The organism is Achromobacter denitrificans NBRC 15125, assembly GCF_001571365.1.
Taxonomy (GTDB): domain Bacteria; phylum Pseudomonadota; class Gammaproteobacteria; order Burkholderiales; family Burkholderiaceae_B; genus Achromobacter; species Achromobacter denitrificans.
The window spans coordinates 129,967-150,687 of record NZ_BCTQ01000003.1; the positions used below are offsets into that span (position 1 = coordinate 129,967).

24 protein-coding genes are annotated in these 20,721 nt (G+C 60.8%); 10 read left to right on the plus strand and 14 right to left on the minus strand.

The annotated features are described in order from the left end of the window. Positions 1-31 precede the first annotated feature (31 nt). From ADE01S_RS04250 to ADE01S_RS31100, 3 genes are read left to right on the plus strand one after another with little or no spacing between them, the layout of a single operon-like run. Entirely contained in the window at positions 32-1,603 is a 1,572-nt protein-coding gene (locus ADE01S_RS04250; RefSeq protein WP_062680215.1) for an ABC transporter substrate-binding protein, read from the plus strand. 3 nt (positions 1,604-1,606) lie between these two features. After that, positions 1,607-2,905, plus strand: a complete 1,299-nt coding sequence (locus ADE01S_RS04255) for an acyl-CoA thioesterase/bile acid-CoA:amino acid N-acyltransferase family protein (protein ID WP_062680216.1) — start codon at positions 1,607-1,609, stop codon at positions 2,903-2,905. A gap of 20 nt (positions 2,906-2,925) precedes the next feature. Next, positions 2,926-4,092 carry a CMD domain protein gene (locus ADE01S_RS31100; RefSeq protein ID WP_075873230.1) on the plus strand — a complete coding sequence of 389 codons (1,167 nt, stop codon included), beginning with the start codon at positions 2,926-2,928 and terminating at the stop codon, positions 4,090-4,092. 87 nt (positions 4,093-4,179) lie between these two features. Here the strand turns inward: ADE01S_RS31100 and ADE01S_RS04265 are convergent, their stop codons facing one another. Together ADE01S_RS04265 and ADE01S_RS04270 are read right to left on the minus strand one after the other, a co-directional pair. After that, complete coding sequence (locus ADE01S_RS04265) at positions 4,180-4,809, minus strand: LysE family translocator (protein WP_062680217.1); 630 nt, start codon at positions 4,807-4,809, stop codon at positions 4,180-4,182. 34 nt (positions 4,810-4,843) lie between these two features. After that, positions 4,844-5,248: a VOC family protein gene (locus tag ADE01S_RS04270; protein WP_062680218.1), complete on the minus strand. Its 405-nt coding sequence runs from the start codon at positions 5,246-5,248 to the stop codon at positions 4,844-4,846. Positions 5,249-5,469: 221 nt separating this feature from the next. Between ADE01S_RS04270 and ADE01S_RS04275 the strand changes: the two genes are divergently transcribed. The 3 genes from ADE01S_RS04275 to ADE01S_RS31105 all read left to right on the plus strand — a co-directional run bounded on the left by ADE01S_RS04275 (position 5,470) and on the right by ADE01S_RS31105 (position 7,084). Then, positions 5,470-6,333 (plus strand): class I SAM-dependent methyltransferase, encoded by an 864-nt coding sequence (locus tag ADE01S_RS04275; RefSeq protein ID WP_062680219.1) that lies wholly within the window; start codon positions 5,470-5,472, stop codon positions 6,331-6,333. A 145-nt stretch (positions 6,334-6,478) separates the two neighbouring features. Next, positions 6,479-6,889 (plus strand): hypothetical protein, encoded by a 411-nt coding sequence (locus ADE01S_RS04280; protein ID WP_062680220.1) that lies wholly within the window; start codon positions 6,479-6,481, stop codon positions 6,887-6,889. Next, positions 6,890-7,084 (plus strand): helix-turn-helix transcriptional regulator, encoded by a 195-nt coding sequence (locus ADE01S_RS31105; protein ID WP_075873229.1) that lies wholly within the window; start codon positions 6,890-6,892, stop codon positions 7,082-7,084. It begins immediately after the preceding gene. Positions 7,085-7,242: 158 nt separating this feature from the next. Here the strand turns inward: ADE01S_RS31105 and ADE01S_RS32280 are convergent, their stop codons facing one another. The 4 genes from ADE01S_RS32280 to ADE01S_RS31115 form a co-directional block, all read right to left on the minus strand. After that, positions 7,243-7,377 (minus strand): IS3 family transposase, encoded by a 135-nt coding sequence (locus ADE01S_RS32280; protein ID WP_082775701.1) that lies wholly within the window; start codon positions 7,375-7,377, stop codon positions 7,243-7,245. Next, the gene (locus ADE01S_RS04285) at positions 7,361-8,095 is read right to left on the minus strand and encodes an IS3 family transposase (RefSeq protein WP_082775692.1); all 735 of its coding nucleotides are present in this window, start codon (positions 8,093-8,095) and stop codon (positions 7,361-7,363) included. Before ADE01S_RS04285 ends, ADE01S_RS32280 begins: the two co-directional genes overlap by 17 nt. Continuing rightward, the gene (locus tag ADE01S_RS04290; RefSeq protein WP_062680221.1) at positions 8,092-8,424 is read right to left on the minus strand and encodes a transposase; all 333 of its coding nucleotides are present in this window, start codon (positions 8,422-8,424) and stop codon (positions 8,092-8,094) included. Before ADE01S_RS04290 ends, ADE01S_RS04285 begins: the two co-directional genes overlap by 4 nt. Before the next feature lie 76 nt (positions 8,425-8,500). Then, on the minus strand, positions 8,501-9,985 hold the full coding sequence (locus ADE01S_RS31115) for an ATP-dependent nuclease (protein WP_075873427.1): 1,485 nt from the start codon (positions 9,983-9,985) through the stop codon (positions 8,501-8,503). A gap of 352 nt (positions 9,986-10,337) precedes the next feature. Between ADE01S_RS31115 and ADE01S_RS04300 the strand changes: the two genes are divergently transcribed. Both ADE01S_RS04300 and ADE01S_RS04305 read left to right on the plus strand, forming a co-directional pair. Continuing rightward, a complete protein-coding gene (locus tag ADE01S_RS04300) occupies positions 10,338-11,678 on the plus strand; it encodes a tetratricopeptide repeat protein (RefSeq protein ID WP_115599011.1) in 1,341 nt (446 codons plus the stop codon). Between the two features lie 142 nt (positions 11,679-11,820). Beyond that, positions 11,821-12,747, plus strand: coding sequence for an alpha/beta fold hydrolase (locus ADE01S_RS04305; protein WP_075873426.1), 927 nt, complete (start codon positions 11,821-11,823; stop codon positions 12,745-12,747). A gap of 42 nt (positions 12,748-12,789) precedes the next feature. On the opposite strand, the gene ADE01S_RS04310 is transcribed toward ADE01S_RS04305, so the two are convergent. The 4 genes from ADE01S_RS04310 to ADE01S_RS04330 form a co-directional block, all read right to left on the minus strand. Further along, positions 12,790-13,002 carry a hypothetical protein gene (locus ADE01S_RS04310; RefSeq protein WP_062680225.1) on the minus strand — a complete coding sequence of 71 codons (213 nt, stop codon included), beginning with the start codon at positions 13,000-13,002 and terminating at the stop codon, positions 12,790-12,792. A gap of 152 nt (positions 13,003-13,154) precedes the next feature. After that, complete coding sequence (locus tag ADE01S_RS04315; RefSeq protein WP_075873425.1) at positions 13,155-14,324, minus strand: hypothetical protein; 1,170 nt, start codon at positions 14,322-14,324, stop codon at positions 13,155-13,157. 396 nt (positions 14,325-14,720) lie between these two features. Further along, a complete protein-coding gene (locus ADE01S_RS04325) occupies positions 14,721-15,239 on the minus strand; it encodes an O-acetyl-ADP-ribose deacetylase (protein ID WP_062680228.1) in 519 nt (172 codons plus the stop codon). Between the two features lie 252 nt (positions 15,240-15,491). Next, positions 15,492-15,833, minus strand: coding sequence for a hypothetical protein (locus tag ADE01S_RS04330; protein ID WP_062680327.1), 342 nt, complete (start codon positions 15,831-15,833; stop codon positions 15,492-15,494). 306 nt (positions 15,834-16,139) lie between these two features. Between ADE01S_RS04330 and ADE01S_RS04335 the strand changes: the two genes are divergently transcribed. Continuing rightward, positions 16,140-17,354: a GGDEF domain-containing protein gene (locus tag ADE01S_RS04335; RefSeq protein WP_062680229.1), complete on the plus strand. Its 1,215-nt coding sequence runs from the start codon at positions 16,140-16,142 to the stop codon at positions 17,352-17,354. A 66-nt stretch (positions 17,355-17,420) separates the two neighbouring features. Here the strand turns inward: ADE01S_RS04335 and ADE01S_RS04340 are convergent, their stop codons facing one another. The 4 genes from ADE01S_RS04340 to ADE01S_RS04355 all read right to left on the minus strand — a co-directional run bounded on the left by ADE01S_RS04340 (position 17,421) and on the right by ADE01S_RS04355 (position 20,102). Continuing rightward, entirely contained in the window at positions 17,421-18,302 is an 882-nt protein-coding gene (locus tag ADE01S_RS04340) for a prephenate dehydratase (RefSeq protein ID WP_062680230.1), read from the minus strand. An 81-nt stretch (positions 18,303-18,383) separates the two neighbouring features. After that, positions 18,384-18,791: a DUF2000 domain-containing protein gene (locus tag ADE01S_RS04345; RefSeq protein WP_062680231.1), complete on the minus strand. Its 408-nt coding sequence runs from the start codon at positions 18,789-18,791 to the stop codon at positions 18,384-18,386. Between the two features lie 55 nt (positions 18,792-18,846). Next, positions 18,847-19,674 carry an AraC family transcriptional regulator gene (locus tag ADE01S_RS04350; protein WP_062680232.1) on the minus strand — a complete coding sequence of 276 codons (828 nt, stop codon included), beginning with the start codon at positions 19,672-19,674 and terminating at the stop codon, positions 18,847-18,849. A gap of 44 nt (positions 19,675-19,718) precedes the next feature. Next, positions 19,719-20,102: a tautomerase family protein gene (locus tag ADE01S_RS04355; protein WP_062680233.1), complete on the minus strand. Its 384-nt coding sequence runs from the start codon at positions 20,100-20,102 to the stop codon at positions 19,719-19,721. A gap of 159 nt (positions 20,103-20,261) precedes the next feature. On the opposite strand from ADE01S_RS04355, the gene ADE01S_RS04360 reads away from it, so the two are divergent. Beyond that, the gene (locus ADE01S_RS04360) at positions 20,262-20,720 is read left to right on the plus strand and encodes a MaoC family dehydratase (RefSeq protein ID WP_062680234.1); all 459 of its coding nucleotides are present in this window, start codon (positions 20,262-20,264) and stop codon (positions 20,718-20,720) included. The last annotated feature ends 1 nt before the right edge of the window (position 20,721 follow it).

Sequence of the window (20,721 nt, forward strand, 5' to 3'; positions counted from 1 at the left end):
GCCAGTTCCCCCTGTACCAAGGACTCCGAACATGAAACGCCTGATTCTCACCACCCTGACCGCCGCCCTCCTCGGCGCCTCGGCCGCCGCCAGCGCGGACGACCTGTCCATCGGCTTCGCCGACCCGCTGTCGTCGCTGGACCCGCAGTTGAACAACCACGCCGGCGACCGCTCGGTGGCCCTGCACTTCTGGGACCTGGCGATCGAGAACAAGTGGAACAAGCTCCAGCCCGGCCTGGTCGCCAGTTGGAAGCCGCTGGACGACAAGACCTGGGAATTCAAGCTGCGCGAAGGCGTCAAGTGGCAGGACGGCACGCCCTTCACCGCCGACGACCTGATCTATTCCTACACCCGCGCGCGCGCCGTGCCGGGCAGCGTGGCCACCTACGCCGGCTACCTGCGCACCATCGACACGATGACCGCCAAGGACCCGCTGACCCTGATCATCAAGACCAAGGCCCCCAACCCCGACCTGCCGCTGAACCTGGCCTCCGTGCACGTGGTCAGCAAGCACGTCGGTGAAAAGTCGACCACGGAAGACTACAACTCGGGCAAGGCCATGATCGGCACCGGCCCGTACAAGTTCGTGTCCTACACCCCCGGCGACCGCGTCATCATGGAACGCAACGACGCCTACTGGGGCGACAAGCAGATCTGGGACAAGGTCAACTACCGCTACATCAATAACGCCGCCGCCCGCACCGCCGCGCTGCTGGCCGGCGACGTGGACGTGATCGACAAGGTCTCGGTGTCGGACCTGGCCAAGCTGCAAAAGGCGTCCAACATCTCTGTCTACCCCTACGACGGCCTGCGCGTCATGATCCTGCAGCCCAGCTTCAACCCCGCGCCCAACCAGTACATCACCGACAACAACGGCAAGGCGCTGGACAAGAACCCGTTGCTGGACGTGCGCGTGCGCCAGGCGCTGAACCTGGCCATCAACCGCAAGGCCATCTCCGACCGCATCCTGCAAGGCGCCGCCACCGAAGCCAACCAGTGGATGCCCAAGGGCACCTTCGGCTACAACCCCGACGTCAAGGACATCCCCAACGACGTCGCCCAGGCCAAGAAGCTGCTGGCCGAAGCCGGCTTTCCCGACGGCTTCAAGCTGACCATGCACGTTCCCAACGACCGCTACCCCCAGGGCCCGGAAACCGCCCAGGCGGTGGCCCAGTTCTGGACCCGCATCGGCGTGAAGACCCAGGTGGAAGTCGTGCCGTGGGCCGTGTACTCGGGCCGCGCCAACAAGAACGAATTCGCGGTCAGCATGCTGGCCTGGGGCAACGGCACCGGCGAAGGCAGCTACGCGCTGGTCAACATCCTGGCCACCGCCGACGCCAAGAAGGGCCTGGGCGCCTCCAACTGGGGCCGCTACAGCAACGCCAAGGTCGACGCCGCCCTGGAGCAGTCCACCTCGGAATTCGACGTGGCCAAGCGTGAAGCCATCCTGCGCGACTCCGTCAAGATCGTGTCGGACGACGTGGGCATCATCCCGCTCTTCCACTACAAGAACATCTGGGCCACCAAGAAGGGCCTGAAGGTCACCCCCATGACCAGCGACCGCACGGCCGCCATGATGGTGACCAAGGACTCCGGCAAGTAAGCCATGGCGCCCGTACTCACCATCACCCCCGCGGACGCCCTGATCGACGTGCCGCGCTGCATCCGGGTCGAGCAGGCCCAGCCCGGCGAAACGGTGGAGATCACCGCCCTCACGCGCCGCAAGGGCGTGCTCTGGCAAAGCCAGGCCACCTTCGTGGCGGACGCGGCCGGCATCGTCGACCTGACGCGCCAGGCCCCCGTATCCGGCGACTACGCCGGCGTGGCCCCCATGGGCCTGATCTGGTCGCAGTCGCCCGTGGATTCGCCCAGCCGCGAACAGTTCAACCAGCCGGTCGCCGAGCCCCTGGTCACCGACGTGGTGGCCCGCGCCGGCGGCGCGCAGGCCCAGGCCAGCTTCATCCAGCGCCTGGCGTGCGAGGGCGTCACCCGCCAGGACGTGCGCGAGGAAGGCCTGGTCGGCACGCTGTACCTGCCGCCCGGCGCCGGCCCGGGCACGCATCCCGCCGTCATGATCCTGAACGGCTCGGGCGGCGGCATCAACGAACCGCGCGCCGCGCTCTACGCCTCGCGCGGCTACGCCGCCTTCGCGCTGGCGTACTTCAAGGCGCCCGGCCTGTCCGACTACATCTCCAACACCCCGCTGGAGTACTTCCAGACCGGCCTGCGCTGGCTGCGCAAGAAGGTGCAACCCAAGCACGACTTCGTCGCCATCAGCGGCCAGTCGCGCGGCGGCGAACTGGTGCTGCTGCTGGGCGCCACCTTCCCCGAGGAAGTGTCCGCCGTGGTCGCCTACGTGCCCGGCGCCGTGGTCCACAGCGGCCAGAACGCCTGCGATCCCAAGATCGGCCGCGAAGGCCCCACGTGGCTGCTGGGCGGCAAGCCCATCCCCCACGTCTGGGAAAACAACCGCACCGCCACCTGGGCGCCCTTCGACGAAGGCCCCGCGCCGCACCGCCACGAGAAGGCCATCCTCACCGCGCTGCAAGACCCCGACGCCGTCGCCCGCGCCCGCATCAAGGTCGAGAACATCCAGGGCCCCGTCATCCTGCTGTCGGGCACCGACGACGGCTCCTGGCCGTCCAGCCTGTACTCCAAGATGGTGCAGGACAAGCTGGCCGAAGTGAAGCACCCCTACCCGGTCCAATGGCTGGACTACGAGAACGGCGGGCACTCCATCCTGTTCCCGTACGTGCCCACCACCCAGCACGTGTACGCCCACCCCGTGTCCGGCAAGATCAGCACCAGCGGCGGCACCCCGCGCGACAACGCCCGCGCCGACCAGGAATCCTGGGAAGGCGTGCTGAAGTTCCTGGACGCCGCCGTCCGCGCCCGCGCCGCCTGAGAGAAACAAGGAGATCCCGCATGGCTGAACCCATCGTCTACAACGTCACCGACGACCTGGTCGATCGCCTGATCGCCCTCGCGCCCGGCACCAAGACCTACGAAGCGCGCCACCAGCGCGAGAAAGTCGCCGCCGCCACCCAAGGCAGCTACGACGCCCTCTTCGACCCCGCCCTGCCCGGCCTGTCGCTGGCCGAGCGCCTGCTGGTCGCGCTGTACGCCGCCCGCATCACGCCGTCGCCCGTCCTGGCCGCGCACTACCGCGCCCGCCTGACCGACGCCGGTGCCACGCCCGCCGACATCGCCGTCGCCGAATCCGGCAAGCCCGCCGACGCCTCCAGCCCGCGCCTGGCCGCCATCCTCGAATACACGCGCAAGCTGATCGAGAAACCGGTCGAAGGCGACGAAGCCGCGCTCAAGACCCTGCCCGCCGCCGGCGTCTCCACGCCCGCCGTGGTCATCCTGTCGCAGCTCATCGCCTTCCTGTCCTACCAGGTCCGCCTGGTCGCCGGCCTGGAAGCCATGAAGGCCCTGGAAATCCAGCCTGCCGCCACCGGCACCCCGCCTGCGCCCTTCCCGCCCAACACGGCGGCCACCGCGCCCGGCGCCGTCATCAAGGCCCACGGCTTCACCAACGAAAGCCTGGAATGGAAGGCCTGGCTAGACGTGGTCAATGTGGAAACGGCCACGCCCGAACAGGTCGCCGTCCTGGAAGAAAGCCACCCCAAGGCCAAGGTCTCGGATTACTACCTGTTCCTGGTCCACCAGCCCGAAATCCTGCGCCAGCGCTCCACGGCCTTCAACGCCATCATGTACGCGCCCGGCGGCCTGTCCCGCGCAGAGCGCGAACTGGGCGCCACCGTCGTGTCGCGCGTCAATGGCTGCGTCTACTGCGCCTCGGTCCACGCCCAGCGCTTCGAGCAGCTGGCCAAGCGCAACGACGTCATCGCCCAGGTGTTCGAAGACCCCGCCACCGCCGGCACCACCGCCCGCGAACTGGCCATCGGCAAGTTCTCGATCCAGATCACCGACGCCCCGGCTTCGGTGAACGCCGACAGCATCCAGGCCCTGAAGGACGTGGGCTTGAATGAAGGCGAGGTCCTGGACCTGCTGCACTCGGACGCGATCTTTGCGTGGGCGAATCGCCTGATGCTGAACCTGGGCGAGCCGGTGTTCCCGGCTGCCTGATCCCGCGGCGTCCGGCCGCGTGCGTGCCGGATGCCTTGCCTAGCGCACGTCGTCGCCGACACTGGCCGGCGATGACGAGCCGCCCTATCAACGCTGCCAGGTCAGCAGCTTGACGCCCGCAACGCCAAACACCACGGCCACCGTCCCGTCGATCCAGCGCCGTAGCCTGGCGTACAGCGCAATCATCGGCGCGGTCGAAAACGCGACGGCATAGCCGCCGAACACCATGACGCCGAGCAACGCGCAACCGCCAATGATCGCGGGCAAGGTGCCGTCCGACGCGCTCTCCCCCAGCCCCAGCGACATGATCGCCATCCAGGCCAGCACCGCCTTGGGGTTGCCGATGTGCATCAGCACGCCCTGGCGGTAGAGCACCCGGTAGCGCGGCGTCGCGCGCCCCGTTTCCACCTTCGCAAATGCCGCGCCCGGCCTCAGCGCCGATCGGCCGCTGCGGAACGCCAGATAAAGCAGATAGACGCCTCCCACCATCTTGATGATGAAAAGCGCCTGGGCGGAAGCCGCCAACACGGCGGAAATGCCGGTTGCCGCCAGGGTCGCCCAGAACAACGAGCCCGTAATGACGCCCGCCGCCAGCGCCAAGGCCGGCACACGGCCGTCGCGCATCGCCGTTGCCATGATCGCCATATTGCTGGGGCCGGGACTGGCGGTGGCAATCAGATAAGTGCCGTACACAAGAGCAAGCTGACTCACGAGCATTTGCGTTTCTCCAGGGATGTCGGGCCTCTCCGCCTTACAGCGGGAGGTCCCCGCGATGAACGATATGCACCTTGTTCCCGTCAGGATCGCGCAGATACGCGCCGAAGTAGCCGTCGCCATAATGAGGGCGCATCCCCGGCGCCCCTTCATCGGTCCCGCCCTGCGCCAGCCCGCCCGCATGGGCCGTGCTCACGGCTTCCTGCGTAGGAGCCAGAAAAGCCACCATGCTGCCATTGCCCGCCGACGCCGGCTCGCCGTCGTAGGGCATGTAGACATAGAAGCGCGGCAGCAGCGCCTGGCCGGTCACCCAGCAAAGCGCCAAGGGCCCGCCATCCGGCGTGACAACGCGACGCTTCAACCCGAGCGGAAGCAGCACCGCGTCATAAAAACGGCCCGCGCGTTCAAGATCACGCGTCCCGACAGTGATGTGGCTGAACATTTGACGACTCTCCCTGCGCCCGCCCTGGCGGCCAGGCGCTTTCAGAACTGCATGACATGCTCCAATCGCATCGGGCATGTTACTCGCCTGCCAAATCATGCGGATCACAAGAAGAGGCGCAGCCCGCGCCCGTTCCGCCAGGGCCGGCCGCGTTTTCGTTAAACTGACGCTTTCCGCCTTCTCATGCGCCCCGCTCATCGCGGGGCGCATTGCCTTACCCCATGTCCGAAAAAACCCACGACATCCGCCCCGGCCAGTCGATCGAACTGCTCAAGGCCCTGCACATCCTGACCCGCGACGGCAAGATGAACCAGGACAGCCGCCGCAAACTCAAACAGGTCTACCACCTGTTCCAGTTCATCGAACCGCTGCTCAAAGACGTCCAACAACAACGCGGCGCCGTCACCCTCGCCGACCACGGCGCGGGCAAGTCGTACCTGGGCTTCATCCTCTACGACCTGTTCTTCAAAGAACAGACCGAAACGCTGAAGAACGGCTCCCACATCTACGGCATCGAAACCCGCGAAGAACTGGTGAAGTCGTCCGAAGAACTGGCCAAGCGGCTGGGGTTTGGCGGCATGTCGTTCCTGAACCTGTCGGTGGCCGATTCGATCACGTCGGACAAGTTGCCTGCCACGATTGATGTGGTCACCGCCCTGCACGCCTGCAACACCGCCACCGACGACGCGATTCATTTCGCCCTGGAGAAGAAGGCCAAGTACATCGTCGTCGTGCCCTGCTGCCAGGCGGAAGTGGCTTCGGTGCTGAGGAAGAACAAGGCCAAGGCGCTGGCGGATCCGCTGGCTGAGATCTGGCGGCATCCGCTGCATACGCGGGAGTTTGGGAGCCAGATTACGAATGTGCTGCGGTGCCTGCAGCTGGAGGCGCATGGATATCAGGTCAGCGTGACTGAGCTGGTGGGGTGGGAGCATTCGATGAAGAATGAGCTGATCATTGCGCAGTACAAGGATTTGCCGCGTCGGAAGCCGGCGGAACGGCTGACGGAGATGCTGGATCGGATTGGGTTGCAGGAATTGAAGGATCGGTTTTTTCTGCCTCAGGATTCTGTGACCACCTCCAAGTAGCCGGGAACAGCGTCCCGATCGCGGCGCACGCCGACGTGCCGCAGTGCTCGAACCGAGCAATCCACGGCATGTAAAGAAAACATGACTTATTGACAAGTAAACTTGACATCATTAAAGTCAGGTTTTCTTTACATAGGTCATTGCCATGCCCACTCACGTTGCCTCCGCCCGTGCGACTTCCCCTGGCCGCAGCTACGCCGTCCGCACCGTTGCCTTCATGAGCGCTTACGTGCTGGTCCACGCTGCCGCCATTGCGGGCCTCTTCGATAGCATCTTGGGCAAACCGGCAGGATGGGCCGTCGCAGCGCTGGCGGCGCTGCTCGTCGCCGGCCAGATATGGGCCACGCTACGGCTCATAGCGCAAAGCGATGAATACGTGCGCGTGATCGTCGCCAAGTGCTTCATCCTGGCCGCTGGCGCCACCATGGCGCTCTGGACCGCGTGGGGGTTTGGCGAAACCTATGCGGCCGCTCCCCATATTCCCGGATGGCTCTTCTACCCCATATTCTGGGGAATCTACGCGCTGTTATCTCCCTTCGTCCGCACGAGCAATTGAATGAAAAACAGATTGCGAGTCCTGCGGACCGAAGCGGGTTGGACACAGGCGGAACTGGCGGAACGGTTGGGCGTCTCACGCCAGGCCGTCAATGCGCTGGAAACTGAGAAGCATGATCCGTCTTTGGATCTGGCGTTTCGGATCAGTGCGCTGTTCAAGAGGCGTGTTGAGGATATTTTTGAGAATCCTCATTAGAGTGCGGCGGGGAAAGGCAGGCTGATGTCGCAAAAATAGATACCGTCTCGGCCGTCAGGCGATCAGACGTAAGACAAATAGGTGTAAGACTACAAATTCGCTAGTTAGACGCTGCGAGCTTGTAGTCTGGACTAACCCGGATTTTCCGGACAGTTTGGTTAAGGCACAGAGGCCTCGACCTGAGCAGGGGTTCGATAGCCTAGCCCCTGATGGATTCGCTGGCGGTTGTAGAAGACCTCGATGTAGTTGAAGATCGCCAGCCGTGCGTGCTCTCGGCTAAAAGACTTGGTGATGCGTTAATTCGTTCTTGAGGTTACTGAAGAAACTCTCTGCCACGGCATTATCGTAAGGATCGCCTTTGGCGCTCATGCTGATAGTAATGCCGTTGCCTGTCAGCATTGCGCGATATTCGGCAGAACTGTATTGAGCGCCCCGATCGCTGTGGTGCATTAGCCCCGGCTGTGGCTTGCGTCTGGTCATCGCCATTAACAGTGCCTGGATGACCAGACTTCGGTCCCGCTTTTCGGACATGCTCCAACCGACTACTGAGCGCGAGTAAAGATCCAGCAATACCGCGAGATACAGCCAGCCGGTTCGCGTCGACACAACCGTGATATCGCCGACCCAGACTTTGTTCGGACAGTGCACCGTAAACCGTCGCTCCAGACGGTTGGGTGCCGGCCCGAGGAGGGAGTGTTTCTCCAGTCTGCGGAACCGCTGCTTACGCAGTGCCTCGATGCCGGCCTGGCGCCGCAGGCGCGCTACACGATGCTTGCCGCACACCACACCGTTGGCATTGAGCACGCGCCATGTCTTCTGGGCTCCGTACGCCTGCCGATACGCTCGATGCGTATGCTCTATCGCCGCCAGCAGCTTCACGTCTTCCTGCTGCCTTGCAGACGGCTCGCGACGTTGCCACTCGTAGTAACCGCTGCGGCTGACCTGTAAAGCCCGGCATAGCCGAGCGACCCGGAACTGCTGCTGATGAGCCTGCACAAAGGCGTACCTCACGGCAGTTCCCGCGCAAAGTACGCTGCCGCTTTTTTTAAGATGTCGCGCTCTTCGGTGACTTCGGCAAGCTGGCGCTTGAGACGTTGGATCTCGGTCTGTTCGTCGGTACGCGTCTTGCCTTTACCGGGAAACGAGACGTCTGGCCCATGGGTCGCCAGCTCTTTCTTCCATCGGTAGATGATCGAACGCTTCACGCCCAACATCAATGCCAACTGGGTGCCGTTGATCTTGCCTTCCTCCAACTGCCGCACCGCCTCGATCTTGAACTCCCGGCTATGGTGCTGGCGCTTGGTATCGCTCGGTTCGACTTCGGGTTTGGATTTATCCATGGGACACCTCCTTCAAGTATTGTCTACTTCTTCGGGTGTCCGGAAAACCTGGGTTAGCTCAGTTTGACTACCTCTATTACAGCCCACATTCCAGTTGCCTTTTCAAATAGTCCACGATCTTCGAAAGCTCCTCATTCTTTTGATCTATCAGATGATCCACAACAATTTCAACTATCTCACTTCTATTTTTTCCTCGCTCTCGAAGCTCATCGTCGATACGTCTATACAATTTTTTCCCATTACCGTCTTTAGAAACATCAACATCAATAGTATATTTCTCAATAATTTCCGAAAGACTTACCTGATGAAATACAAAATCATTTAGCTTTCTAAACAGCTGATGGTCCACATCATCATGTAGCTTACTCTTCAAGAACTTTTCGAGACTCTCAATAGGCAGATATGTCAAGGGAACATTATTTTTTATATCATTCTTCGCTATGTATTCCTTAGCATCCTCCTTAACATCTCCATCTAATATAATTGAGATTTTTGAATGTTTCCCCAACAAGTTGCTATTAACCACCTCCCTCGCCAGCTCAATTACATTAGTATAGCCACCGCACGGGAGGACATGCACAAGCTTACTGGAAAGCAAGTGATTATCCCGCAGCAGTCGACTAATTATTTCTTTTGCAAGGTCATCTTCAACGAGGAATACATAATCGTATCCAGCATGATCATAGAGAATTCGAGTCGCATATGCAGGGTAACAAGGATTCAATACTTCCACAGTACCATCGGCGTGTCGCTCCATAAAAAAAATATTATCTGGCCTGATTGCACCTACCAATTCAATAGAATGAGTTGAAAAATAAATCGCATAATTGTACTTGTCCGACATTTCCTTTAAGAATTTCAAAAGACGCTTTAGGGAAGACGGATGCAACGCCAACTCAATCTCATCCAACATCATCACGCAAGGCTTGCTCAAACTCGCCCTATCGTTGTTCCTTAAATTTATGGAATTAAGGACACTTATCAATAAATTTTCCCCAGTCGACATATGAAACTGGCTTACGCGCCGACCATTTTTTTCATAATAAAAAATATCACCACTAAACAAAACATCAGGCCCGGCATCATTGCTATTTATTTTTAAGACCCTCTCATAGAAGTTCTTATTATTATGAAGGATTTTTCCAAGATTCTCTCTAATAAAATCATCAGCCAGCGTCAGCTTATCACCATCAATTTTTTCTATTTGCAAAAGAATGTGGTAGCTAGCATTCCTAAATCTCGTTCCATAGATAATGCTTCCCTCGTAGAAACCTTTCAAAACCATATCACCAACCGAACTTTTTGCCCATTTTCCTTTTCTATTTTTTCGCCAAGACCGTTTTGCACCATTCAATTCAAATGATATGTAGGAGTCCTCATCGGTCACGCCAAGGTAGTCTTTCATTCTCATATTGAAGAATACAGTGGATGCACAAGTAACCAACGTGCTTTTCCCCGAACCATTCTGCCCAGTAATGGCGTACAACCCCTTAACAACAGGTAAATCTATTTCCAGGTTTGAAATAGATTTTATTTTATTAATCACCATATTAAGCTTCATTGATAAGTACCTCTCCAACTATTTATTACTATAAATATATAGAAAAGCGTCCACACCGATGGGAGACGAAATCGTTCTAGGCCCACGGTTATCGAACCCATTTCTCGATGAAATGTACGCATACAAAAAATTACATCAACTTTACTTTCTTATGGAATGGACGACAAGTCGCTGAAGAAACGCTGAAGCTTCTGCAGCAAAAGGCAAGAATTTTGAACGTAACGAGTGCGCAGATCCGATTCAACGGCCTAAACACCAGGAACATTCGGCGTCATCCAAAACAAGCAAAATAGGTGTCAGACTACAATTTCGCAGTATCTAGCCAGCGAATTTGCAGTCTGACACTTTTTTGATGTTCTCTTCCCTTCCCAAACCCCAACTCCCTCTGCAAGCACTCGCCGCGTTGGCATTGCTCGCGCTATCACCGCAAATGGCGCACGCAGCGCCCACGGAGACTCGCCCCCAATGGCTGGATTCGGCCATCTGGTACGACCAGGATCCAGGCCGTTGGAGCGCCGCCGAAGTGCGGCAGTGGCTGCGCGATGCGCCGCAAGGCGATACCACGACCCAGTACCGCGCCGCCGTGGCCCTGGAGGCGGGTCAGCATGTGCCTCAGGACCTGGCCCAGGCGCGGCGCTGGTATGAGGCAGCCGCGCGGGGCGGAAATGCCGCCGCGCAGGCGTCTCTTGCGCGCATGTTGCAGGCGGGCTGGGGTGGCCGTCAGGATAAGCGGGCGGCGCGCAAGTGGAATGAGCTTGCCGCGGACCAGGGCCATCGCAGAGCGTTGTTCAATCAGGCAGCCCAGCTGCAGCGGGAGGCCGGACCGCAGGGCGACATGCCGGCCGCCGCGCTATCGCTCTATCGGCGGGCGGCGGAACTGGGGCTGCCGCAGAGCGCGGCGGTCCTTGCGGAGTTTTATCGGGACGACCGCGGCGCGCGGGATCTGCCCGAGGCCTGGCGCTGGCTGGGCCAGGCGGCCGATGACGGCTATGCGCCGACGCTCTATGACCTGGATAACTGGTGCAATGCGCGCCCGGAATGGGACGGCTGCGAGGCCAAGGCGATCCATGCCCTTACCGATGCGGCCAAGCTGGGCTACCCGCCCGCGCAGGGGCGGTTAGGGTTGCGGTATCTGGACTTTACCTTCCAGCAGATACGCTGGACGCCAGAGCTATGGCTGAAGCTGAATGCGCGCTATCCGGACGATCCGGCCTTGTTGAAGGACCGCGAGGCCGGCGCGCGGTGGGTGACGCTGGCGGCAGCCAACGGCGACGTGCTGGCGCTCTACAACATTGGAATCATATTGCAGCGGGAAGCGGCAAAAGGCGCGTCCGGCAAGTCCGCGTACGAGCCAACGACCATGGCCGCGGTGCGCGCCTGCTTTGCCGCTGCGGCGCAGCGCGGCATGGGCGCGGCCATGCTGGCAATGGTGGAGACCTACGAGGCCGAGGACGCGCGCGAGCAGTACACCCGCCAGGAACGCGAGGAACTCATGCACTATTGGGTTCGTCAGGCGGACGCGGCGGGAATGCTGGACCGCCGACGGATCGGTCCGATGTGGTCGGGCTGGAATTACGCGCATCCCAGGCGGTCGATAGCGCCGCCGTCGGACGAGGCGCTGCGCCGCGGCATGGCACCGGCGGCGGCATGCGCCCTGAAGCCGCTATCCGAGGCCGACCGCGCCCCCGGATAGCGCGCAGCGCCCGCGTCCCCTCCCCTGGCGAATTTGTAGTCTGACACCGTTTTTCGGCTGAAACCAAATATCTTCGCCGACAAGCGCGACTAGGCCTCACAATATTCCGGGCGGATCCGATCCCCGATATTGGAGTGCCGACATGAAAAGTCGCCTTGCAATGACAGTAGCGCTATTGACGGGAGTGCTGTGCATCACAAATGCCGCAGCACAGCCTACATTCCCGAGCAGCTTCAAGAGCCAGACCATCACCATGGCGGACGGCGCGAAGATTTTCGTCCGCTCCGCAGGGAGCGGCCCGGCCGTGGTGCTCATCCATGGGTTCGGCGACACGGGCGACATGTGGGCGCCGCTCGCGAAAGAGCTCGCGAAGTCGCACCTGGTGATCGTGCCGGACCTGCGCGGCATGGGGAAATCGTCCAAAGCCGCCAGTGGCTACGACAAGAAATCGCAGGCTGTCGACATACGCACGGTCGTGACGGCGCTAAAGCAGGACAAGACCGCTGTCGTCGGCCACGACATAGGCACGATGGTGGCCTATGCGTATGCGGCGAGCTACCCCAACAAGGTCGACAAACTCGTGGTGATGGATGCGCCCGTGCCCGGTATCGCGCCGTGGGATGAGATCATTCTGTGGCCCGCGCTGTGGCACTTCAATGCCGGAGGCCCCGATTTTGAGCGGCTGGTCGCCGGCAGGGAGCGTATTTATCTCGACCGTTTCTGGAACGAGTTCGCGGGCACGCCTTCGAAGATCGATGAAGCGACGCGACGCCACTACACCAAGCTCTATTCCCAGCCGGGCGCGATGCGCGCCGCCTTCGCGCAGTTCAACGCCATTGCCAAGAGCGATGTCGCCGACAACATCGCGTTTTCCAAGACCAAGCTTGCCATGCCGGTCCTCGCCATCGGCGGAGAGAAATCCTTTGGTGACAACATGGCGGTCGTCATGCGCAATGCGGCGACCAATGTGCGCGGAGAAGTCGTGCCGGGAGCCGGGCACTGGCTGATGGAAGAAAGCACCGGTGCTACGGTCGGGTTGATCAGAGGATTCCTGGCTTCTTCGCAGTAGGCCGCTTAGAACCTCACGAGCGAGAAAGGCTCGCTCTGCGGATCAGCTGCCGGAGCTACGGCGCAACCGATCGGCCGAATTCTTGTTCAGACGCTTTGCTTCGGCTTCCGCGTAGTCTTCCTCGCCCTGCTCGTACTTGCCTTCATACATGCAGCTGCTGCGGTTCCATCCGCACTCGCCGCCCAACGAACAACCCGAAGTCAGCGCGGTGAGAAACAGGACGATGCTGCAACGGCCTAAGGTTTGAATCGACATATCGCTCCCTGGTGATAGCCAGGTAGTGTACGGGATGGAGATGGCGAGGTCGGGCGGGGTCGTAGTCTGATACCTTTTCTCTGACGCGGCGGAGTTATCGGCGGCGTCGCTGACGCTGCGCAATCAAGTTACCTGACCAAACGGATAAGGCGCTAGAACACCAACCCGAACAGTCTTTTCAGCAGGTCTTCCAAGGACATCATCGTCAGAGCCAGCGGCAAGATCGGCAACAGCACCGCGACAGCCAGGCGCAGGACGGCATCCTTGGTCATGGGAGCGATACGCATGGTTCGGATGACGTCGAAACTGTTGCCGAGATCCGCGAGCGACTGGATATCGGCGCTCCCCACCAACGGCTCGTCGGCAGGCGCGCCGCCCCGCAACCACTTGGCGTCGTACTCGCGCACGTATCGTTGGGCCAGCATCCCGTATTCGCTCAGGCCCTTTCGCTTCGCGTTGGCCAGTTGAGGCGAAAACACCAGCAAAGGGACAAAGATAAGGCACAGCAGGAAGAGCACCATTGCGCCAGTCTCAACCTTGAAGTCTGTCAGCGAAGCGCCGGCGAAAAAAATACGGTTGGCGAACTGAGCGGAGAGCATTGCGCCATGCGCCGCAAGAAGGGCCATGAACGCATAGACGGTATTGGCAAGAAATCCCAGGCCGCCAACGCGATCGGGGTGCGTGGGAATGAGGCTCAGCTCAATGCGCGATACGTGCCAGAGAAACCGCGTCCATACGAACAGCCGGAAATACCAGCGGAGCAACAGGAACTGGAATATCGGGACGCTCACGTAGGCATACCAGAATCCGGCAAGCGAAAGTGTCAAACCGTCGGGGCTGGGTACTGCGTACCATGTCGCAGTCGTTTGCAAGGCGCTGTAGTGGTGCCACACGACGAAAATACCCACGCCGTAGACCACCGCGATCAGCAACAACTCGGCCGCCACGGAATTGCGCAGGCGGAACGCCGACCTTACGGCCTCGTCGAACTGCGCCACGGACGCTTCTGGGATGATCCCCCGGTCGAGGAATGCCCGCGCAATCGGGCGCAGGCGCCGATGCACCACCAGTTCGGCGACTATCAGCAGCGGCACCGCTACAAGGAATCGGATGTGAACTTCCAGGTCCAGCAGGAACGGTATGGCCACACTACCGTCCAGCAGTCGTCCTTCCACGGCAGCGAGCACCAGTAGCGGCAGCCATGCGATGAGCGAGATGACGAGAACCCGCTGGCGCACCATCTCCAGCGCATCATCGGCAATGTGCGCCCGGCGCAGAAGCTGGAATAGCGGGCCGCCCAGCACCACCGAGAAGTTCTGCATATCCCGTCGGATATCGTCGGCAGTCGGGGGGCTGCGGTCTGTGCGTTGCGATCCAAAACCCAGGTAGCGACTCATGGTTCAGAGCCCCCGTCCTTTGGACTGACTTGGCCGCCACGGCGGCGCGGTGGCGCGCAATTCAGTGCTCGTGTCAGCGTAAATCACGCATGATGTTTGAGCAACAGGTGTCTCGCGGCCGGCTAGCCAGGATGTACGTCCCACTCGGCTCGCAGGATGCCGCGGGCGGTTTCGGCGAAAGACGGCTGGATCCCGCCGCCCTTTCGATGTTCCTCGGAGCCGTCGAGGGCGTTGAAGCGGTCCAAGTCGAAGGCCTGGAAGGCCTGCGACAGATTCCAGCAGACTATGGTTGCGCCTTGAAGGCCGCACCCCTCCATCGAGTCATGCAAACGGCCTACGCAATAGGCGCTCATACTGATGAAGGTCTTCCAGTGAAAAACAGCAGAAGACCACCTCTTGAACAGACGAGTCGCCTGACAAGCTATCACGCGCGCTTTCAACAGCGATCTCCGCCGCCAATTCGACGGGATAGCCGTATATGCCAGTGCTGATGCTTGGGAACGCAATCGTAGCGATCGCCCTTTCTTCCGCAAACTCAATGCAGCGTCGATAGCAGCTGGACAGCAATTCCGGCTCCCCGTTATCTCCGCCCCTCCACACTGGGCCTACCGTGTGAATGATGTACTGAGCGGAGAGACGATAGGCTTTGGTGACCTTCGCGTCGCCAGTCTTGCAACCGCCAAGCAGCCGGCATTCGTGCACGAGGTCCGGGCCCGCGGCGCGATGTATGGCGCCATCCACGCCGCCACCGCCCAGCAGTGAGGAGTTTGCAGCGTTGACGATGGCGTCCACCTGAAGCGTGGTGATATCTGCACGGATTGCACGTAGGCTGGTGGGCATGCTTTTGCTCCCGGGAAACGGGTATTCTCGCTCTAGGTTGCGGGCCCCGTCAGTTGGATTTTATGTCTGTTGGGAGCGCAATAATAGATCGAAGGGCTTTCGCCTTCCGCGCTGTATCGCAGCATGGCCTTGTCGGAGGCAATTTCGGGAGTTTGTAGATGTTCCGGGACGGCAGAATAAAAATAGTGTCAGACTACAATTTAACTAGCCAGATTTTCGTCCGACACCTCCCCAAAGAGCGGCCTAAGCCCCTCAATCCCCATCCAAATGAAACTTATGAATCAAGCGATGCGCGACCGGGGCGAGAATCAATCCTAGAGTGCCGACGAACAGCAGCCCGACCAGCAGGCTGTAGAACGAGAAGAAGATTTTCCCGCCCATTGAGGCAGGCACGATAAATGGCCCGATACCGCCGATGATAAGCGCGGTGTTGAGCATGGCGTCGTGCCAACTGATATCTTCAAACCACAGATGGGCGACGATGCCCACGCAGGCAACCATGCCTATGACTGCTATCGCCCAGAAGAGATGCCATAGCATCCGGAAAACGAAGCGCCTTGTGGATAGCAGCGGGTGCCCTTTCGGCTCGTACATGCGAAGACCCTCCCTGATGGCCAACGCGGGATTATGCCTACATAAAGTAAAGGCGCAAGGTTCATCGTTGGGTGTCAGCGGGGGTCTATATGCGCTTTCGTATTGACCGAATCGCTATTTCGAGGCGAAACGCCAAAATACTCGCTGCGCAACTTGCAGGCTCTCCAGCCGATGCGCTCGTCGTCGGGTACTGCGCGGGCATCGCTTGACAATGCTTGACTGTTGAGCCGTGGCGATACATTGCGACACACTGTAATCTTTTCCCACGAATACTGTGCCTCCCTTGTTTTATGTACTCGCCTGTCGATGCCTGCAACCCTGCTTGAATGGTCTGTGCCCGCCGCGATCCTGTTGTGCGGCGTGGGACTCTGCGCCGCGCGTCTCGTGGGTTTCAACACACTCCGCTGGGGCGGCGCCGTTGCCTGCCTGGGCACCGGCTACGCCATCATGCTTGTTCAGGCCGATGAGCTGTCCCCTTACAAACAAGTCGTCGAGGATGCTTTCATTCTAGGCGGCGTCATTTTGGCGTGTCGCGCACTGCAGCGCCGTAGCCGCAGGCAGACTCCTCCGTACATCGATATTGCGGTCCTGCTGGCCTCGACGGCGATGGTCATCGTCTCGGTCGTTCTGTTTGGCAGCGCAAAACTGGAGACGTTCTTCGTTCAGGCCTGTTGCGCGCTGGTGCTCTGGCGGAGCACGCTCCCCTTTGCCAGGCAAGCGGCAACGACGTCGGATAAGGTGCTCACGGCGGCGTTTCTCTTCATCGCGCTGGTGTTGACGGGCCAATGCGTTTTGTATCTTGCCGCTCCGACACCCGCTCTCGCCACGGGGGAGTGGAGAATGTCGGTGTGGGGGACTCTGATCCAATACACCGGCCTATTGGGTAGCATTGTCCTGACCTTCGCGGTCTTCATCGCGACGAGCTACGACGCCATAGAGAAATATCGGCATCAAGCCCATACCGATGCGCTGACGGGGTTGCTGAACCGGCAGGGTCTGGATAACTTTCTCGCCTCCGTTGCGAAGCGCCCCTTGCCGGAGGCGGCAACGCCGACTGCGCTTATCGTGGCAGATATCGACAATTTCAAACGCATTAACGATGTCTTCGGCCACCCGTTCGGTGACATGGTGCTGGCGCGGTTTGGCGCCCTGCTCCGGCCTGTGGCAGGCATCCACATTTGCGCTGCGCGGCTGGGAGGAGAAGAGTTCCTTTTGATGCTGCCGGCGGCAAATCTCGCGCACGCTGCCGCAATCGCCGAGGAGATCCGCGCGAATTTTGTCGCGCAGCGCTGGGGGCAGCACGCGCCCAATTCGCGTTTCACCGCCAGTATGGGCGTAACCCTGGTACAGCCGGAGGAACCTTTCGCCAGCGCATTGAAGCGAGCGGACGACTTGCTCTATACAGCCAAGCAACGCGGCCGGAACTGCACGGTTGCGGATGAAGCACCGGCCGGCATCACACATGGCCCAGCCACGTTTGGCGATAAGGTGGGCAGCCACGCGCATTGTGCTGAAACATAGAATCCGGCTTTTCTCCCCTGCCTCCTGGCTCCGCCCCTTTCGCCCCGCCCAAGCAGGCGACGCCGCCTATCTGGATGGCTTGCTGTATCGAGGATAAGACCCCAACACCCGGAACTCACCGTTCTTCTCAAGAAATTCCGTCAGTTTCCCTTGCTTGGCATGCCCCGCGACTTCGATCAGGTAGCGATGCGTGTCCAGGGTTTTCTTGCTGGGCCGTTCATATACGGTGAGCACTTGCACGCCTGCCCCGGTGAGCGCGGCCAGCGAGGCGCCGAATTTGTCGTCGGAAGTGTCGAGGAGCAAGGAGGTCTTGTCGTTGCCGGTGGGCGCGGGCATGTCGCGTCCGAGGACCCACCAGCGGGTGACGTTGTGGGGGCCTTCTTCGATGCCGTCGGCGAGCGACACCAGGGAGTAGACGCTGGCGCCGACTTTGGGGCCGAACGAGGCTTTGTCCAGGGTCGGGCTGTTGGCCACTAGCTGGGCGGCGGCGCCGCCGCTGGCGGCGTCGGTGCGGCGGACGCTGGGCATTTCGCGGTCTGCCCAGGGTTTGACTTCTTCGAAGGCGACGGGGTGCGCGTAGACTTCCCTGATGTCTTCGCGCTTGGCGCCGGGCCTGGCCAGGAGGCTGTAGCCGAGCATCTTGGGATATTCGGCGACGACGGTGACGTTGGGCAGGTCGAGGACGGCATCCAGATAGGGTGTGACGCCGACGACCGAGGTGGTGACGGGGACGCAGGCGCGTTCGACTTTGCCGTCGGCGTAGCTTCTGAAAAGCTCGTCGCGGGTGAGCGGCACCAGGTCTTTGTCGCCGAAGAGGTCGAGGCAGGCCTGGTGGGTCCAGGAGCCGGCGGGGCCCAGGTAGGCGATGGAGCCTGCGGCCGCCGCCGCGCTGGCGGAGAGATTGAGGGTGAGCAGGCCTAAGACAGTGAGCGATGTGAGGGCTTTCATGTTCCGTTCCTGGAGGTCGCGGGCAGGTTCGGGACATGATACCGAGAACATCGGGAACGCAGCCCTCCAGCCAGCGCCGTCTCAGGGATGCAGCTTGAGCCCCTTCACCGTCTTATCGACCGCCTTTTTCGGTCCGCGCACCGCGATACCGGCCCAGTTCATGTTGTCGACGTCTTCGGCACGAAAGACGTCCCGGTTTGCTTCGTCATGGCCGGTGGCGAACATGGCCTGGATGAAGGGAACGATAGTGATCCCGCGATCCAAGGCGGTGCGATGCGCGCCCTGGATGCCGGGCAGGTCCGCTTCGAAGACCAGGATGGGTTGCGCCGACATGCTGGCGTAGGGCCGCCCCGCTGCGTCCACGTATGGCGCGCCCAGCATGTCGGGCGCGGCGGACGCCAGGCCGGTGGAGAGGAAGGCGACCACGTTAAGGCGTTGCCAGGCTGCCAGATCGTTACGGACGACGATGGCTACTTTGGTGTCAAACATAACGAGACTCCGCGTCAAGGGAAAACGCCATCGTCGCGCGCCGTCTGGCGGCGGTCTAGAACGTTTGAGCGCACTGGAGGTATCTTGCCGGCGTGATCCGGTAGGCGCGTTTGAACCACCTGCCCAGATGGCTTTGGTCGGCAAAACCGACCTGTGCCGCCACTTCCGCAGGCAGGATTCCCTGGGCCAACAACGCGCGCGCCCGCTTCAGCCTCGCGTTCACCAGGTAGGCGTGCGGGGCCATGCCCAATTCGCGACGAAACTGCCGGGCCAGGGCGTGGCGGTCCATTCCCGAATTCCGGGCCACCTGGTCCATGCTGATGTCGGCGGCCATGTGGGCGTCTATGAACGCCTGCGCCCGGCGCAGGCTTGACGGCGCAGGACGAGGCGCGGATCCGGGCGGGACTTCCTCGTCGGCAGCCAGTTGCGCGATGAGGCAGTCCAGCGCTTCGTCGCGCGCCAGCTGCGGGCAGCCCGGCTCGAAGCTTCGCAACGCCGTCGCGATAGCATTGACTAGCGTGGGCGTTTTCGATAGCGACGCGCGAAACAGGGAGAAAGCGCCGCGCCCGGGCCTGCGTTCGCGCCGCTCCATGGCATTGCCGACCCATGCCAGGGGCAGATAGAGCATCGAGTACGTGAACCCCTGTTCGTTGCCGGCCTGGCCGTCATGAACGGCGCCGGGTTCGATGAGCATTGCGTTGCCCGGGGTGCTGTTGTGCGTCCGCCGAGCGCAATGGAACTGCTGGACGCCTTGCAACGTAATTCCCACCAGCATTTCGTCATGGTCGTGCGGATCGTAGGCATGCCCGCGAAAGTGGGCATGCACAACCTCGATTCCGGTCGCCTCATCGCGACGCACCTGGATCCAGTCTTCTTGGGTCATTGCGGGACGTTATCCATGCGCGGAGCGGCGGACTCCGACGCGATTCAATTGGCGTACTGGGCGTCGCCGTTGCCGAAGGACCAGTTCTCCTTCTTTACCTCGACCAGGTTGATGAAGACGTCTTCTTTCCTGATCGCAAGCGCCGTAAGAAGCCCCTCGGCGATGGCTTTGTAGAGCTGCTTTTTTTGGTCCAGCGTACGCCCCTCATTGAGCGTGATCTGGATGTAGACCAGCCCGTCGGTACGAGCGATGCCGAGGTAGGCGGGATCGTAGATGAAGTGCGCGGCGTCGTGCTCGTTCAGGATCTGGAAATTGTCCTTGTCGGGAACGTTCATCGCCGCCCTCAATGAGCGATAGATGACCTCGCCGATCTTCTTTGCGAAGAGCGGATCATCGTTCTTCCGGATATCGATGCGAACCAAAGGCATGTCGGCGCTCCTTGCGCTTCGTTGGAAAAGCCGCTTTCTTCGCCCTCGGGGCATGTCGGGCGGCTTGCGGATTTTTTTAGATTACACTAATAATCTATTGTGAAAAAGCAGCTTGAACACGCTCCCAGCTTTCCTCCCATTGTTGAAAGGACGCGGCACATGGAACACCCCGGAACCTCAGAGAAGCTGTTCCTCGACGATCTTGCGGTCGGCGACACGTTCACCAGCGCCCCGCATCAGCTGAATGCGGACCAGATCCGCCGCTTTGCCGCCGAGTTCGACCCCCAGCCCTTCCATCTGGATGAAACAGCAGCCCGGGCCTCGCTATTCCAGGGGCTGGCCGCGAGCGGCTGGCACACCGTGGCCATCACGATGCGGCTGCTGGTCGACAGCCTGCCGCTAGCCGACGGCGTAATCGGCGCGGGCGCCGAGATCAGCTGGGCGCGGCCGACGCGGCCGGGCGACATACTCACCGTCAAGAGCACGATCCTGAGCATTACACCGTCCCGCAGCAAGCAGGATCGCGGCATTGTCGTGGTGGAAACCATTACCTCGAACCAGGACGGCGAGGAAGTGCAGAAGCTGACCAGCAAGATCGTCAGCTTCAGAAGGAGATAGG

What these genes read in the sequence shown, in the direction of transcription:
- ADE01S_RS04305 (WP_075873426.1), top strand. Translation starts at nt 11,821, where the DNA reads ATGAAAAGTCGCCTTGCAATGACAGTAGCGCTATTGACGGGAGTGCTG.
- ADE01S_RS04340 (WP_062680230.1), bottom strand. Translation starts at nt 18,302, where the DNA reads ATGAAAGCCCTCACATCGCTCACTGTCTTAGGCCTGCTCACCCTCAAT.
- ADE01S_RS04310 (WP_062680225.1), bottom strand. Translation starts at nt 13,002, where the DNA reads ATGTCGATTCAAACCTTAGGCCGTTGCAGCATCGTCCTGTTTCTCACC.
- ADE01S_RS04335 (WP_062680229.1), top strand. Translation starts at nt 16,140, where the DNA reads ATGCCTGCAACCCTGCTTGAATGGTCTGTGCCCGCCGCGATCCTGTTG.
- ADE01S_RS04350 (WP_062680232.1), bottom strand. Translation starts at nt 19,674, where the DNA reads ATGACCCAAGAAGACTGGATCCAGGTGCGTCGCGATGAGGCGACCGGA.
- ADE01S_RS04345 (WP_062680231.1), bottom strand. Translation starts at nt 18,791, where the DNA reads ATGTTTGACACCAAAGTAGCCATCGTCGTCCGTAACGATCTGGCAGCC.
- ADE01S_RS31115 (WP_075873427.1), bottom strand. Translation starts at nt 9,985, where the DNA reads ATGAAGCTTAATATGGTGATTAATAAAATAAAATCTATTTCAAACCTG.
- ADE01S_RS04270 (WP_062680218.1), bottom strand. Translation starts at nt 5,248, where the DNA reads ATGTTCAGCCACATCACTGTCGGGACGCGTGATCTTGAACGCGCGGGC.
- ADE01S_RS04250 (WP_062680215.1), top strand. Translation starts at nt 32, where the DNA reads ATGAAACGCCTGATTCTCACCACCCTGACCGCCGCCCTCCTCGGCGCC.
- ADE01S_RS04290 (WP_062680221.1), bottom strand. Translation starts at nt 8,424, where the DNA reads ATGGATAAATCCAAACCCGAAGTCGAACCGAGCGATACCAAGCGCCAG.
- ADE01S_RS04280 (WP_062680220.1), top strand. Translation starts at nt 6,479, where the DNA reads ATGCCCACTCACGTTGCCTCCGCCCGTGCGACTTCCCCTGGCCGCAGC.
- ADE01S_RS04275 (WP_062680219.1), top strand. Translation starts at nt 5,470, where the DNA reads ATGTCCGAAAAAACCCACGACATCCGCCCCGGCCAGTCGATCGAACTG.
- ADE01S_RS04330 (WP_062680327.1), bottom strand. Translation starts at nt 15,833, where the DNA reads ATGTACGAGCCGAAAGGGCACCCGCTGCTATCCACAAGGCGCTTCGTT.
- ADE01S_RS31100 (WP_075873230.1), top strand. Translation starts at nt 2,926, where the DNA reads ATGGCTGAACCCATCGTCTACAACGTCACCGACGACCTGGTCGATCGC.
- ADE01S_RS04360 (WP_062680234.1), top strand. Translation starts at nt 20,262, where the DNA reads ATGGAACACCCCGGAACCTCAGAGAAGCTGTTCCTCGACGATCTTGCG.
- ADE01S_RS04355 (WP_062680233.1), bottom strand. Translation starts at nt 20,102, where the DNA reads ATGCCTTTGGTTCGCATCGATATCCGGAAGAACGATGATCCGCTCTTC.
- ADE01S_RS04265 (WP_062680217.1), bottom strand. Translation starts at nt 4,809, where the DNA reads ATGCTCGTGAGTCAGCTTGCTCTTGTGTACGGCACTTATCTGATTGCC.
- ADE01S_RS31105 (WP_075873229.1), top strand. Translation starts at nt 6,890, where the DNA reads ATGAAAAACAGATTGCGAGTCCTGCGGACCGAAGCGGGTTGGACACAG.
- ADE01S_RS04325 (WP_062680228.1), bottom strand. Translation starts at nt 15,239, where the DNA reads ATGCCCACCAGCCTACGTGCAATCCGTGCAGATATCACCACGCTTCAG.
- ADE01S_RS04315 (WP_075873425.1), bottom strand. Translation starts at nt 14,324, where the DNA reads ATGCAGAACTTCTCGGTGGTGCTGGGCGGCCCGCTATTCCAGCTTCTG.
- ADE01S_RS04300 (WP_115599011.1), top strand. Translation starts at nt 10,338, where the DNA reads ATGTTCTCTTCCCTTCCCAAACCCCAACTCCCTCTGCAAGCACTCGCC.
- ADE01S_RS04255 (WP_062680216.1), top strand. Translation starts at nt 1,607, where the DNA reads ATGGCGCCCGTACTCACCATCACCCCCGCGGACGCCCTGATCGACGTG.